Annotated in this window: 9 protein-coding genes; 5 read left to right on the forward strand and 4 right to left on the reverse strand. The window is 71.2% G+C overall.

The genetic code is table 11. The features are described 5' to 3' along the window. Window positions 1–520: 520 nt before the first annotated feature. On the reverse strand, window positions 521–2,314 hold the full coding sequence (locus ACWGDB_RS27865; RefSeq protein WP_453824931.1) for an ABC transporter ATP-binding protein: 1,794 nt from the start codon (window positions 2,312–2,314) through the stop codon (window positions 521–523). Next, on the reverse strand, window positions 2,311–4,161 hold the full coding sequence (locus ACWGDB_RS27870) for an ABC transporter transmembrane domain-containing protein (RefSeq protein ID WP_453824932.1): 1,851 nt from the start codon (window positions 4,159–4,161) through the stop codon (window positions 2,311–2,313). The genes ACWGDB_RS27865 and ACWGDB_RS27870 overlap by 4 nt, the downstream gene beginning before the upstream one ends. Window positions 4,162–4,894: 733 nt before the next feature. Between ACWGDB_RS27870 and ACWGDB_RS27875 the strand changes: the two genes are divergently transcribed. The 3 genes from ACWGDB_RS27875 (at window position 4,895) to ACWGDB_RS27885 (ending at window position 9,013) form a co-directional block, all read left to right on the forward strand. Then, on the forward strand, window positions 4,895–5,644 hold the full coding sequence (locus tag ACWGDB_RS27875; protein ID WP_453824933.1) for a hypothetical protein: 750 nt from the start codon (window positions 4,895–4,897) through the stop codon (window positions 5,642–5,644). Window positions 5,645–5,695: 51 nt separating this feature from the next. Further along, window positions 5,696–7,372 (forward strand): peptide-N4-asparagine amidase, encoded by a 1,677-nt coding sequence (locus tag ACWGDB_RS27880; protein ID WP_453824934.1) that lies wholly within the window; start codon window positions 5,696–5,698, stop codon window positions 7,370–7,372. 198 nt (window positions 7,373–7,570) lie between these two features. Then, window positions 7,571–9,013 (forward strand): cation:dicarboxylate symporter family transporter, encoded by a 1,443-nt coding sequence (locus tag ACWGDB_RS27885; RefSeq protein WP_453824935.1) that lies wholly within the window; start codon window positions 7,571–7,573, stop codon window positions 9,011–9,013. Window positions 9,014–9,153: 140 nt separating this feature from the next. Here the strand turns inward: ACWGDB_RS27885 and ACWGDB_RS27890 are convergent, their stop codons facing one another. Then, entirely contained in the window at window positions 9,154–9,603 is a 450-nt protein-coding gene (locus ACWGDB_RS27890) for a MarR family winged helix-turn-helix transcriptional regulator (RefSeq protein ID WP_453824936.1), read from the reverse strand. Between the two features lie 93 nt (window positions 9,604–9,696). On the opposite strand from ACWGDB_RS27890, the gene ACWGDB_RS27895 reads away from it, so the two are divergent. Then, on the forward strand, window positions 9,697–11,508 hold the full coding sequence (locus tag ACWGDB_RS27895) for an ABC transporter ATP-binding protein (protein ID WP_453824937.1): 1,812 nt from the start codon (window positions 9,697–9,699) through the stop codon (window positions 11,506–11,508). A gap of 43 nt (window positions 11,509–11,551) precedes the next feature. Continuing rightward, window positions 11,552–12,412: an endolytic transglycosylase MltG gene (gene mltG, locus ACWGDB_RS27900; protein WP_453824938.1), complete on the forward strand. Its 861-nt coding sequence runs from the start codon at window positions 11,552–11,554 to the stop codon at window positions 12,410–12,412. A gap of 639 nt (window positions 12,413–13,051) precedes the next feature. Here mltG and ACWGDB_RS27905 read toward each other — a convergent pair. Next, the gene (locus tag ACWGDB_RS27905) at window positions 13,052–14,137 is read right to left on the reverse strand and encodes an NAD(P)-binding domain-containing protein (RefSeq protein ID WP_453824939.1); all 1,086 of its coding nucleotides are present in this window, start codon (window positions 14,135–14,137) and stop codon (window positions 13,052–13,054) included. Window positions 14,138–14,168 lie beyond the last annotated feature (31 nt).

The raw sequence follows: 14,168 nt of genomic DNA on the forward strand, positions 1-14,168 counted from the left end.
GCCCTGTGGCCCTGTGGCCCTGTGGCCCTGTGGCCCTGTGGCCCTGTGGCCCTGTGGCCCTGTGGCCCTGTGGCCCTGTGGCCCTGTGGCCCTGTGGCCCTGTGTCCCTGTGGCCCTGTGGCCCTGTGGCCCTGTGTCCCTGTGTCCCTGTGTCCCTGTCGGCCCCGGCTGTCCACGATCCCTGCCCCCGGCGCACTGCGCCCCCGGCTTCAGACACCTGGCGCCCCCGAATCGCGCTTCCCCCCGGCCGCCCAAGTCACCCGGCTCAGCCCTGCGCGCTCTCAGCCCCGATGGCACAGAGCCCTGGTCTCACGGTCCAGCAGGCCTCACGGTCCAGCAGGCCTCACGGTCCAGCAGGCCTCACGGCCCACCCGGCCTCACGGCCCACCCGGCCTCACGGCCTGCCGGGTCCACCCGACCGCCCGGCAGCCCAGGGCCCTCGCCCACCGCCCGGCGTGCCCGGCCTCAGCCTTCCCGCCCCCGTGCCCCGGCCGGGTCGGCCTCCTCCCGTCCCCACTGCTCACCCATGCCACGACCGCCAGAGCGCCGCATACGCCCCGTCCGCCCTGACCAGCTCGTCGTGGCTGCCCAGCTCGCTGATCCGGCCGTTCTCGACGACGGCGATGACGTCCGCGTCGTGGGCGGTGTGGAGGCGGTGGGCGATGGCGACGACGGTGCGGCCGTCGAGGACACGGGCGAGGGAGCGTTCCAGGTGGCGGGCCGCGCGGGGGTCGAGGAGCGAGGTCGCCTCGTCCAGGACCAGCGTGTGAGGGTCGGCCAGCACCAGACGGGCCAGCGCGATCTGCTGGGCCTGGGCCGGAGTGAGGGCGAACCCGCCCGAGCCGACCTCGGTGTCCAGGCCGTCGTCGAGGGCACGGGCCCACGCGTCCGCGTCCACCGCGCCCAGCGCCGCCCACAGCTCGGCGTCGGTCGCGTCGGTGCGGGCCAGCAGCAGGTTGTCGCGCAGGGAGCCCACGAACACGTGGTGCTCCTGGTTGACCAGGGCCACGTGGGAGCGGACCCGCTCGGCGGTCATCCGGGACAGTTCGGCGCCGCCGAGGGTGATCCGGCCGTCGCGGGGTGCGTAGATGCCCGCGAGCAGCCGGCCCAGGGTCGACTTGCCGGCACCCGAGGGGCCGACCAGCGCCAGCCTGGTGCCGGGCGCGACCTCCAGGGAGACCTTGCGCAGCACGTCCACGCCCTCCAGGTAGCCGAAGTGCACCCGGTCGGCGTGCACGTCGCGACCCTCGGGCGCCAGCCTGGCGTCCCCGGCGTCCGGCTCGATGTCCCGGACCCCGACCAGCCGGGCCAGCGACACCTGGGCCACCTGCAGCTCGTCGTACCAGCGCAGGATCAGCCCGACGGGGTCGACCAGCATCTGGGCGATCAGCGCACCCGTCGTCAGTTGACCGACCCCGATCCAGCCCTGCAGGACGAACACCCCGCCGATGATCAGAACGGAGGCGAGCACGGTCACATGCGTGACGTTGATGACCGGAAAGAGCACCGACCGCAGCCAGAGTGTGTAGCGCTCCCACGCCGTCCATTGCTTGATCCGCAGTTCCGACAGTTCGACCCGGCGTCCGCCGAGGCGGTGGGCCTCGACGGTGCGCCCGGCGTCCACGGTCTCGGCGAGCGCGGCGGCCACGGAGGCGTATCCGGCGGCCTCCGAGCGGTAGGCGGCGGGCGCACGCCTGAAGTACCAGCGGCAGCCGACCACCAGCAACGGCACCGCGAGCAGTACGGCGGCGGCGAGCGGCGGCGCGGTGACGACGAGACCGCCCAGCAGCAGGACGGCCCACACGACGCCGATCGCCAGCTGGGGCACGGCCTCGCGCATCGCGTTGGCCAGCCGGTCGATGTCCGTCGTGATCCGCGACAGCAGATCGCCGGTCCCGGCCCGCTCCAGGACACCGGGCGGCAGTCCGACCGACCGTACGAGGAAGTCCTCGCGCAGGTCGGCCAGCATCCGTTCGCCGAGCATCGCGCCGCGCAGCCGCACCTGCCGGACGAACACGGCCTGGATGAGCAGGGCGACCGCGAACAGGCCGATGGTGAGCTCCAGATGGAGCTCACGGGTGCCGGAACCGGGGTCGTCCGACACCCGCTCCACCAGCCCGCCCAGCAGCCATGGCCCCGCCATCGAGGCCACCACGGCGACCGTGTTGACGACGACGAGGAGCACGAAGGCACGGCGGTGCCGACGGAACAACTCGACGACATAGGCGCGTACGGTCGCCGGGGCGCCGACCGGCAGCGTGTTCGCCGTCGTCGGGGCCGCCGGGTCGTACGCCGGTGGCGCAACGCCGATCATGCCGACTCCTCGATCTCTTCCAGTTCCTTCAGGACGTCGCTGAGGGCGGACCCTTCGCGCAATCCGCTCTGGCGGGCGGCCCTTTCGGGCAGTGCCTCGTCGCGGGCCGCCTCCTCGTCGGTCTCCCGGGTCACTACGGCCCGGTACCGAGGCTCGGCGTGGACCAGTTCGCGGTGCATGCCGACCGCGGCGACCTCGCCCTCGTGGACGAGTACGACTCGGTCGGCGCGGTCCAGGAGCAGCGGCGACGAGGTGAACACCACGGTCGTGCGGCCCGCTCGCAGGTTCCGCACGCCCTCGGCGATCCGGGCCTCGGTGTGCGAGTCGACGGCTGAGGTCGGCTCGTCCAGGACGAGCACCTCCGGGTCCGTGACCAGTGACCGGGCGAGCGCGATGCGCTGGCGCTGTCCGCCGGACAGGGATCGGCCGCGCTCGGTGATGCGGGCCTCCATCGGGTCCTCGGTGCCGAGCGATCCCTGGACCAGTGCGGCGAGCACGTCCTCGCACTGCGCCGCCGCCAGAGCTTCCCCGGCGCCGACGTCGCCGGACCTGGGTACGTCGAACAGTGCGCGCAGTGTGCCGGAGAGCAGTACGGGGTCCTTGTCCTGTACGAGGACGGCCGTACGGGCGTTGTCGAGCGGCAACTCGTCGAGCGGTACGCCGCCCAGGAGTACCGAGGCGCCTTCCTCCGAGGGGTGTCCGCCCAGCCGTTCGGCCAGCCGTCCCGCCGCGTCCGGGTCGCCGCACACCACGGCGGTGAGGCGGCCGGCGGGGGCGAGCAGTCCGGTGGCCGGGTCGTACAGATCCCCGGAGGGCATCTCGGAACCGTCGCGGGTCCCGTCGGTGTCGGTGACGCGCTCCAGCGCCAGCACACGCGCGGCCCGCCGGGCCGAGGGCCGGGAGAAGGAGTAGGCCATTGCGATCTCTTCGAAGTGCCGGAGCGGATAGGTGAGGATCATGACCGAGCTGTAGACGGTGACCAGTTCGCCGACGGTGACCCGGCCCTGGCGGGCGAGGTGGACGCCGTACCAGACCACCGCGATCAGCAGCAGGCCCGGCAACAGCACCTGGATCGCCGAGATCAGGGACCACATCCGGGCGCTGCGCACGGCCGCGTGGCGTACCTCCTGGGAGGCACGGCGGTAGCGGTCGAGGAAGAGCTCCTCGCCGCCGATGCCGCGCAGGACGCGCAGGCCGGCGACGGTGTCGGAGGCCAGCTCGGTGGCGCGGCCCGCCTTCTCGCGCTGGAAGTCGGCCCGCCGGGTCGCCCGGGGCAGCAGCGGCAGCACGGCGACCGCCAGCAGGGGCAGCCCCACGGCGATCACCGCACCGAGCGCGGGCTGGTAGACCACCAGGCCGACGCAGACCAGCACGAGAGTGACCGCCGCCGCCGTGAACCGTGACCAGGCCTCGACGAACCAGCCGATCTTCTCGACGTCACCGGTGGAGACGGCCACGACCTCGCCGGCCGCGACGCGCCGGGTCAACGCCGAGCCCAGCTGGGCCGCCTTGCGGGCCAGCACTTGCTGGACGCGGGCGGCGGCAGTGATCCAGTTGGTGACGGCGGTGCGGTGCAGGAAGGTGTCGCCGAGCGCGTTCCCGACGCAGCACAGTGCCAACAGACCGCCCGCGAGGGCGAGTTGGGTGCCGGAGCGGTCGACGACGGCCTGCACGGCGATGCCCACACAGAACGGCAGCGCGGAGACGGACAGGAAGTGCAGCAGCCCCCAGGCCAGCGCCTTCAGCTGTCCGTCCAGCTGGTTCCGGAAGAGCCACCACAGGAATCGGGGACCCGAGCGTGCGTCCGGCACACCTGGATCGGGATACGGAAGGTCTTGAATCTGCATGACGTCCCAGTGGCTCGTGTCAGTGGGGGGATCAGGGATGGGGATGGAGTGTGGTTCGGGTGCCGATGCGGGGAGCGGGCAGCACTCGGCGGATCGGCGCCGCGGAGCAGCAAACCGTGACAGATTCGCGTCGCAGCGTGGCCGGACGCAAGCGGTTTTCCCGGCCGCCGCACAGATCCGGCTGCCGGGCCGGGCCCGAGAAGCGTTGTGGCTCGGGCTGCCGGCCCGGGGCCGAGAGGCCGTTGTGGATTCGGCTGCCGGTCCGGCCGGGCAAGCGGTTGCGGCTTTCGCTGCCGCTCAGGCCCCGACAGCGGTTGTGGCTTCCGCAGCCGGTCGGCCGCTAAGAGGAGATGGCCGCCCCCGTCGGTGCTCAGGCACCTGAGGCCGGTGCACACTCGCTGCCGCCCCGCCCCGCCCCGCCCCGCCCCGCCCCGCCCCGCTCCGCTACCGGTCCGGCCGCCGCCGCCGCCCATGCTGCCGCCAGGGCAGCCGATCTCCTCGTCGGTTAGCTGCCCGGGGCCCCGTTGGCGGTCCCGCGCCCCTGTTGGTCCACGGCCCCGTTGGCCCCCCATGCGCCCCGCTGGCTAGCCCGCGCCCTCATCGGCCACGCCACCGCTGGCTGCCCCGGCCCTCCGGTTGGCTGCCTGCCCACGCTCCCGGTCGTCAGCCACCCCAGGCCGCCGCTCCGCCGTCGCTCCCGCCGACACCCCGACCCCGGTGCGACCATGGACCGATGCGGAATGGCGGACTACGGCGAGCCACGGTCGCGGCGGCGGCCCTCGGCTGCTCCCTCCTGACGGCGCTCACGACCCTGACCGCCTGCGGCGGCCCGCAGCACGGCGCCGGTTCGGGTGGCGGCAAGGCCGTGCCCACACGATCGGCCACCACCGTGGACCCGACGCGCGTCCCGGGCGTCGGCGACCGATGGCAGCGTCATATCCCCGCCGAATCGCGCCAGGTGGTGGCGGTCTACGGCGAGGGCAAGAACTCCCCGGACGCCACGGTCGCGCTCTACGCCAAGCGCGGCTCCACCTGGGACCGCATCCGCAGCTGGCCCGCGCACAACGGCAAGAAGGGCTGGACCACCGACCACCACGAGGGCGACAACCGCAGTCCCGTGGGGGTGTTCACGCTCAGCGACGCGGGCGGCGTGCTGGAGAACCCCGGGTCCAAGTTGCCGTACACGCGGTCAGCTGCCTTCGCAGCGCCGCGCTGGTGGGCGAAGTCGTACTGGCACGACTTCGACTACGTCATCGCCATCGACTACAACCGCGTCACGGGCACCCCGCCCAACGACCCCACCCGCCCCGAGGGTCAGGGCAAGGGCGGCAGTATCTGGCTGCACATGGACCACGGCAGCGGCACGTCGGCCTGCGTCAGTCTGTCCGGATCGGCGATGGAGTACCTGCTGCGCACGCTCGACCCCGATCGGCATCCCGTGGTGGTGATGGGGGACAGGGCCGAACTGAAGCGACCGCACTGACGCGGTAGGCGTCATTGCGGAGGATGCCCGACTCGCCGTAGAACACCGGCCATGAAGAGACGGATCGCCATGTCCATGCTCACGGGAGCGACCCTCCTGGCGAGCACCCTCCTCGGCGCGAGCCCAGCCTCCGCGGCCCAATCCTTCCCCGCGGCCCAACCCGCCGGCGCCGACGCCCCCACCGACGTCCCCACCAACATCCCCGCCGAATTCGGCACCGACTGGCACGACCCCCTCACCGCCGCCCCGCCCGTCACCCAACCCTCCGGCAAGTCCTGCCAAGTCACTGTCGCCGAGGCACAGTTCCGCGACTTCACCCCGTACAAGGGCACCTACACACCGCCCGAAGGCTGCGGTGACCGCTGGAGCAAGGTCGTGCTGCGGATGGACGGCAAGGTCAAGGGGCGCCAGTACGACCGGCTCGGTCATCTGCAGGTCGGCGGGGTGGAGGTTTTCCGTACGTCGACCCCCGAGCCGTCACCGGACGGGATCGAGTGGTCCGTCGAGAAGGACGTCACGCGGTACAGCGACACGTTCCGCCGCAGTCAGGACGTCGAGATGCTCATCGGGAACGTCGTCGACGACACGTACACCGGCGTCATCGACGTCAAGGTCACGCTGACGTTCTACGCCGGCCGCCCTGCCGCCGGCACCCCCGACCGCGTCCTCACCCTCAGGGACGGCGCGCTGACCACCCCGCGCAACAGCGAACGTATCGTCGCCGAGGTGTACGCGACCGGCTCCGGCGGCGGTTGCGAGGAGTTCTGGTACCTGTCGGCGCCCGAGCCGGCCCCGTACTCCTGCAAGGCCGACGGCGGCCCCTACCGTGAGGTGCAGATCAAGGTCGACGGTCAACTCGCCGGGATCGCCGCGCCGTTCCCGCACGTCTGGACGGGCGGCTGGTCCAACCCCTTCCTCTGGTACGTCACTCCGGGGCCGCGGGCCTTCGACGTCAAGCCGATCGAATACGACCTGACACCGTTCGCGGGTCTCCTCAACGACGGGCGCCCGCACCGCGTCGAGGTCTCCGTCGTCGGAGTTCCGGAGGGCCAGAGCGGCTGGAGCGCGCCCGTGAACGTCCTCGTCCGGCAGGACGCGAAGAGCGCACACGTCACCGGCAAGCTCACCGCGCACAAGGTCGGCGACCTCACCAACTCCTCGACCTACAAGCCTGGTTCGGAGCACCGGGTGAACACGGAGGGTGGTCACCGTCTGACCGTCGCCGGATACGTCGACACCTCGCACGGCCGGGTGGCGACCACCGTGCGCCGGTCGCTCGCGAACAGCTCCGCGCACCGCTGGACCGATGGCGAGAACCTGGATGCCCTCGACGCCACCTGGACGGACGACCAGTCGGTGACCGTTGACGGACGCGGGTCTGCCCGGACGACGCGCATTCAGCGGACGTACACCATGGACGGCTCGATTTCGATCGGGGCGAACGACCGGCTCCGCACCGTGCTGACCCTCGGTGACCGCGCCGCGGTCGTGACGACCGAAGAAGGACGGCGGACCTCGTGGTCGTGGCTCGACGACACCGTCGAGGGCGACGCCGCATGGACGTTGAACGTGCCACGCGACCAGCGCCACGCGGTCGGCACGACGAGCGAGCGGTATCGGCTGTACGGCTCGGGCGGCCCAGGTGGCTCACGCGGCTCGGGCGGCTGTTACGACCGATCCGTCACCAGCGTCCAAGGGGTGCTCACCGAGGATCGCCGGCGCTGTTGAGGCGGGTCCGCAGGGACTGTTGAGGCGAGTTGTGTGCGATGCGCCACGCGGGACGTGATTTACACGGATGCAACGCGGGGGTCTTGTGCGGGAACAACATCACCCCCAAAGTGATCGGCACGGAATGCGCTTTCCGTATGGCAGAAGTCCCCGCCGTCCCTTGGGGCTTCTGTGTGCCGCCGTCCCCAAGGAGTTCCCGTGCCGCCGTCCGTACCGTCCCTTCCGCGACGCGTCGCACGCACACTGCGTACCTCTCTCTTCGCGCAGGTCGCCTGCGCGCTCGTACTCGGAATCGTCGTCGGGAAGCTGTGGCCCGGATTCGCCGCGGACCTCCAGCCGCTCGGCGACGGTTTCATCCGGCTCATCAAGACGATCATCTCGCCGCTGGTGTTCTGCGTGGTTGTCGTCGGCATCGCCAAGGCCGGTGATTTGAAGGCGTTCGGCCGGATCGGGCTGAAGGCGCTGATCTGGTTCGAGGTCGCGAGCACGCTCGCGCTGGTCATCGGCCTTCTCGCCGCCAACGTGGTTCAGCCCGGTGCCGGGATGAACGTCGATCCGTCCACGCTCGACGCCTCGGCGGTCGACGCGAAGACGGGCGGCGGGCATCTGCCCTCGACAACGGAGTTCGCGCTGGAGGCGATCCCGACCTCGTTCGTCGGGGCCTTCGCGGAGAACTCTCTGCTCCAAGTGCTCGTCCTGGCCTGCCTGGTGGGTGCCGCGCTGCTGCATCTCGGTCACACCAAGGTGCCGCAGGTGCTGCCGGCCATCGAACAGGCACAGGAGATCATCTTCGCGATCGTCGGCTTCGTCATGCGGCTGGCCCCGATCGCGGTGTTCGGCGCAATGGCCGTCCTCATCGGAAACTACGGGCTCGGCGTCATCGAGACGTACGGCAAGCTGATCGTCCTGTGCTACGCAGCCGCGGCGCTGTTCATCGCGCTGCTCGCCGTCGCCCTGAAGGTGGTCACCGGGCTCAGCCTCTGGAAGTTCCTGCGCTACATCCGTGAGGAGATGCTGCTCGCGCTCGGCACCGCATCCACCGAGTCCGTCCTGCCGCGTGTGATGCAGAAGCTGCGCAAGGCGGGCGCCCGCGACGACGCCGTGGGCCTGGTGCTACCGACGGGCTACTCCTTCAACCTCGACGGCGCCTCGCTGTACCTGTCCATCGGCACGCTGTTCATCGCCCAGGCCGTGGGCGTGGACCTCAGCCTCAGTCAGCAGATCACCGTGGTCCTGGTGCTGATGCTGACCAGCAAGGGTATGGCGGGCATCCCCGGCTCGGCCTTCCTCGCCCTGTCCGCGACCGCCTCCTCGCTGGGCGCCATCCCGGCCGGAGCCGTCGCTCTGCTTCTCGGCGTGGACCGCATCATGGACTCGATGCGCGTCGTCACCAACCTGCTCGGCAACTGCGTGGCCGTCTTCGCGGTCTCCCGCTGGGAGGGGGCTCTCGACAAGGAGCGGGCGAAGAAGGTGCTGGACGGCGAGATCGTGGTCGAACTGGACGACGAGGAGTCGGAGAAGTCGCCGCAGCTCAAGAAGCCCGGGGCGCCCGCGACGCCCGGGACTGAGGCTCCGGTGCCCGAAGCCCCCGTTGCCGTACCGGCCCAGGGCGCAAAGGAGCCGGCTTCCGGGGCCGGCTGAGCTCATCCACCGCCCCATCCACCGCCCCACCCAACGCAACGGCCGCGGCCACCGCTCCAGCAGCATGGAGCGGTGGTCGCGGCCATTTCACGTGCCCTCTCGGCAAGGCCGCTTCGCGTGCCCTCTTGCCGAAAGGCCGCTCAACACCGCCGGTCGGCAGTCCCGTCGATCAGCGTGTCCAGCAACTCGCCCAGCACCTCGCGCTGTTCGTCCGTCAGCGGCGCCAGGATCTCCTCCGCGGCCGACCGGCGCGCACCGTGCAGTTCCCGCAGGGCCGTGCGCCCGTCGTCGGTGAGCTCGATCCGGATCACCCGCCGGTTGGTCGGATCCGGCACCCGCCGTACCTTCCCGCTCGCCTCCAGCCCGTCGACCAGCGTCGTCACCGCGCGCGGGACCACCTCCAGACGCTCGGCGAGATCGGCCATCCGGGGTGGCGAGTCGTAGTGCGCGAGCGTGCGCAGCAGTCGGGACTGGGCCGGGGTGACGCCCAGGCCGCACTCGTGCAGGTGGCGTTTCTGGATCCGGTGCACCCGGCGGGTGAGGCGCAGGAGCTGCTCGGCGAGCGGGCCGTCGGGATCGGGGGTGGTCATGCGGGAACAATATCAGGACTACATTCATTGTGAGCATAGGTAACAATGAGCTAAGCTCCGTCAGTCCGCATCACCACACCTCCGTAGGAGCCCATGCACCCCGAGAACGAACCCACCCGGACGCCACCCGCCGAGCAGCCGGAGCAGCCGGTACAGCCCCGGCAGGTGCGCCGCATCCTGAAGCTCTTCCGTCCCTACCGCGGCCGCCTCGCCGTCGTGGGCCTCCTGGTCGGCGCGTCATCGCTGGTCGGCGTGGCCACGCCGTTCCTCCTCAAGGCGATCCTCGACGTCGCCATCCCCCAGGGCCGCACCGGCCTGCTCAGCCTGCTCGCGCTCGGCATGATCCTCAGCGCGGTCCTGACCAGCGTCTTCGGTGTGCTGCAGACCCTGATCTCCACGACGGTCGGCCAGCGCGTCATGCACGACCTGCGCACCGCGGTCTACGGCCGCCTCCAGCGCATGTCCCTCGCCTTCTTCACCCGCACCCGCACCGGCGAGGTCCAGTCCCGCATCGCCAACGACATCGGCGGCATGCAGGCCACCGTCACCTCCACCGCGACCTCCCTGGTCTCCAACCTGACCAGCGTGGTCGCCACGATCGTCGCGATGATCGCCCTCGACTGGCGCCTGACCGTCGTCTCGCTGCTCCTGCTGCCGGCCTTCGTCTGGATCAGCCGCCGCGTCGGCAACGAACGCAAGAAGATCACCACCCAGCGCCAGAAGCAGATGGCCGCGATGGCGGCCACGGTCACCGAGTCGCTCTCGGTCAGCGGCATCCTGCTCGGCCGCACGATGGGCCGCTCCGACTCGCTGACCAAGGCCTTCGCCGATGAGTCCGAACAACTCGTCGACCTCGAGGTGAGGTCGAACATGGCCGGCCGGTGGCGCATGGCCGTCATCACCATCGTCATGGCCGCCATGCCCGCCTTCATCTACTGGACCGCGGGGATGGCGCTCCAGCTCGGCGGCCCGCAGGCCTCGATCGGCACGATCGTCGCGTTCGTCTCGCTCCAGCAGGGCCTGTTCCGCCCGGCGGTCAGTCTGCTGTCCACCGGCGTCCAGATCCAGACCTCGCTCGCGCTGTTCCAGCGCATCTTCGAGTACCTCGACCTGCCCATCGACATCACCGAGCGGGAGAACCCCGCCCGCCTCGACAGCGTCAAGGGCGAGGTCCGCTTCGAGAACGTCGAGTTCCGGTACGACGGCAAGAGCGGCCCGATCCTGGACGGCATCGACCTCACCGTCCCGGCGGGCGGAAGCCTCGCGGTCGTCGGCCCGACCGGCGCCGGGAAGTCGACGTTCGGCCACCTCGTGCCGCGGCTGTACGACGTGACGGGCGGCCGGGTCACCCTCGACGGGGTCGATGTACGCGACCTCGACTTCGACACACTCGCCCGCGCGGTCGGCGTCGTGTCGCAGGAGACGTACCTCTTCCACGCCTCGGTCGCCGACAACCTGCGCTTCGCCAAGCCGGACGCCACCGACGAGGAGCTGCACGCGGCGGCGAAGGCGGCCCAGATCCACGACCACATCGCGGCCCTGCCCGACGGCTACGACACCGTCGTCGGCGAGCGCGGCCACCGCTTCTCCGGCGGTGAGAAGCAGCGCCTGGCCATCGCCCGAACCATCCTGCGTGACCCGCCGGTCCTGATTCTCGACGAGGCGACGAGCGCCCTGGACACCCGCACCGAACATGCCGTGCAGGAGGCCATCGACGCCCTGTCCGCCAACCGCACCACGGTGACGATCGCGCACCGCCTGTCCACCATTCGGGGCGCCGACCAGATCGTGGTGCTCGATGCGGGGCACGTGGCCGAAAGGGGCACCCATGAGGAGCTGCTGGAGCGGGACGGGCGGTATGCGGGGCTGGTCCGCCGAGACGCCCAACTGGAGCCGACGGGGTGACGTTATGCCGGGTTTGTAAGCATGCGGGGGTTACCGTGCCCGCATGCACATGAACACTCCGTCACGGAGCACGATTCGACTGACGCGCCGGGGCCGTATCGCCCTCATCGCCGCGGGCGCCGTCGTGGCCGGCACCGCCGTGGCGGTGCCGCTGCTGAGCGTGGACGAGCAGGAGGCGAAGCCCACCACGCTGGTCATCCCGGAGGGCTGGCGCGCGAGCCACGTCTACGCCGCCGTCGACAGGGCCCTCACCCTGCCGGCCGGGACCACGAAGAAGTCCCTCGCGAAGCTCGACCTCAAACTGCCGAACGACGCCGACGGCAACCCCGAGGGCTACCTCTTCCCGGCGACGTATCCACTGGAGCGCGACGGGAAGAAGGCCACGCCGGACTCCCTGCTCTCGGCGATGGTCGACACCGCCAACAAGCGGTTCGGCGGCGCGCCGATCGCCGCCGGCGCGCAGCGCAACTCGATGAACGTCTATCAAACGGTCACCATCGCGAGCATCATCCAGGCCGAGGCCGCCACCAAGCCCGACATGGGCAAGGTCGCCAGGGTCGTCTACAACCGGCTCGAACGCGGGATGCCCCTGCAGATGGACTCCACCATCAACTACGCGCTGAAACGCTCCACGGTCAGGACCACCGAGGCCGACACGCGGATCGAGAGCCCCTACAACTCGTACCAGCGCATGGGCCTGCCGCCCACGCCGATCGCCAACCCGGGCGAGGAGGCGATGCGCGCCGCGATCAATCCGGCCGCGGGCGACTGGCTCTACTTCGTCACCGTCAAGCCCGGCGACACCCGCTTCTCGGCCGACTACTCGGAACACCAGCGCAACGTGGCGGAGTTCAACGCCGAGCAGCAGCAGAAGAAGAAGGCGAGCCCGAAGCCGACGAATTGAGTCGGCGGGATGTGTTGTGGTCACCCTGCGCGGGGTGGCGTGGCCATGCGGCGGGCGCGCGTGCGCGGGCGGCAGACGTAGACATCGACAGGGCGCCGGCCGGGAGAGGGCAGGCCGACGATCGTCCTGCGGGCCAGGGGTGGCGAGGCAGCCAGTGCAGCGCGGGGCGATATACGAGGTGCGGCTCGGCCCGTTCGCGTTCCCTGAGGGCGACGGCCTGCCCGCCCGACTCCGACGCCTCGGGCGGACGTGTACTGGCCCGACGCTTGCCCTGGCGGGGCGCCATGCGGCGGACCGGCCCGCCCCATCATCTGGGCCGTTGGCTCGACAGCCGGCTCCGTTCAACGCTTCAGGCGTGCGCACGCCCGTCGGAGGGTTGCCCTGAAGGGCGTCACGCAGTGGGCCGGAGCGCTCGCTTCGGCAAGGGCGAGTGCCGGCCCGTCCGGCTCCCGTCGGTCCCTCGGGTGGGGGCATACGTGCTGGAACGTGGCCCCGACGGGAGCGACGCCGCATCATCGCGGGGCGGACGGCTCGACCGCCCAGCAGCGTCAGTACCCCGGGCCGGAGCAAGGCACGCCTGTCGGAGGTTTCCCTGGTGGGATGCCGCGAGGTGGACCCCGATACGCCCGCCCCACCCCGTCACGCCGCCACCGATTCCTCCGCCAGCAACCGCCTGATGTCCCGTACGGCCGCGCGGCCGGCTCGGTTGGCGCCGATTGTGCTGGCGGAGGGGCCGTAGCCGACCAGGTGGATACGGGGATCGGCGACTGCGCGTGTGCCCTCCACGCGGATGCCGCCGCCCGGCTCGCGCAGGCGGAGGGGGGAAAGATGGTCGATGGCGGCCCGGAAACCGGTGGCCCACAGGATGACGTCGGCGTCCACGCGGCGCCCGTCGTCCCACTCCACGCCGTCCGGCGTGATCCGGTCGAACATGGGCTGCCGGTCCAGGGTTCCGTCCGCGAGCCCCTGCCGGATGGCGTCGTTGAGGGGCAGCCCCGTGACCGAGACGACGCTCTTCGGCGGTAGTCCCTGCCGGACCCGCTCCTCGACGAGCGCGACGGCCGCGCGGCCGAACTCCTCCGTGAAGGGTCCCTCGCGGAACACGGGCGGGCGCCGCGTGACCCACGTCGTGGCGGCCGCGTACCGGGCGATCTCCAGGAGGTGCTGGGTTCCGGAGGCGCCGCCGCCCACCACGACGACCCGTTTCCCGGCGAACTCCTGCGGCCCGGGGTAGTGGGCGGTGTGCAATTGCCGTCCCCGGAACGTCTCCTGGCCGGGATAGCGCGGCCAGAAGGGCCGGTCCCAGGTGCCGGTCGCGTTGATCAGCGCCCGCGTCGACCAGGTCCCCGCCGAGGTCTCGACGAGCAGCCGCCCGTCCGCGCCCTCGCGTACGGCACGTACGTCGACGGGCCGCCGGACGCGCAGGTCGAAGGTCCGCTCGTAGCGGTCGAAGTACTCGGCGATGACCTCGGACGACGGCCGCTCGGGGTCGGCGTCGGTCAGCTCCATGCCGGGCAAGGCGTGCATCCCGTGGACCTTGCCGTACGTCAACGACGCCCACCGGAACTGCCAGGCACCGCCCGGGCCTGGGGAGTGGTCGAGCACGACGAAGTCGCGGTCCGGCGCGAAGCCGGTGCGCCGCAGGTGATAGGCGCTGGACAGACCCGCCTGACCAGCGCCTATGACGACCACGTCGACGAAGTTGACCGCCTCGGCATCATTCACGCCTCTACCAACCGCATCGAGGCCGTGGATC

The organism is Streptomyces sp. NPDC055013 (assembly GCF_053608645.1).

What these genes read in the sequence shown, in the direction of transcription:
- ACWGDB_RS27895 (WP_453824937.1), top strand. Translation starts at nt 9,697, where the DNA reads ATGCACCCCGAGAACGAACCCACCCGGACGCCACCCGCCGAGCAGCCG.
- ACWGDB_RS27875 (WP_453824933.1), top strand. Translation starts at nt 4,895, where the DNA reads ATGCGGAATGGCGGACTACGGCGAGCCACGGTCGCGGCGGCGGCCCTC.
- ACWGDB_RS27880 (WP_453824934.1), top strand. Translation starts at nt 5,696, where the DNA reads ATGAAGAGACGGATCGCCATGTCCATGCTCACGGGAGCGACCCTCCTG.
- ACWGDB_RS27870 (WP_453824932.1), bottom strand. Translation starts at nt 4,161, where the DNA reads ATGCAGATTCAAGACCTTCCGTATCCCGATCCAGGTGTGCCGGACGCA.
- mltG (WP_453824938.1), top strand. Translation starts at nt 11,552, where the DNA reads ATGCACATGAACACTCCGTCACGGAGCACGATTCGACTGACGCGCCGG.
- ACWGDB_RS27890 (WP_453824936.1), bottom strand. Translation starts at nt 9,603, where the DNA reads ATGACCACCCCCGATCCCGACGGCCCGCTCGCCGAGCAGCTCCTGCGC.
- ACWGDB_RS27865 (WP_453824931.1), bottom strand. Translation starts at nt 2,314, where the DNA reads ATGATCGGCGTTGCGCCACCGGCGTACGACCCGGCGGCCCCGACGACG.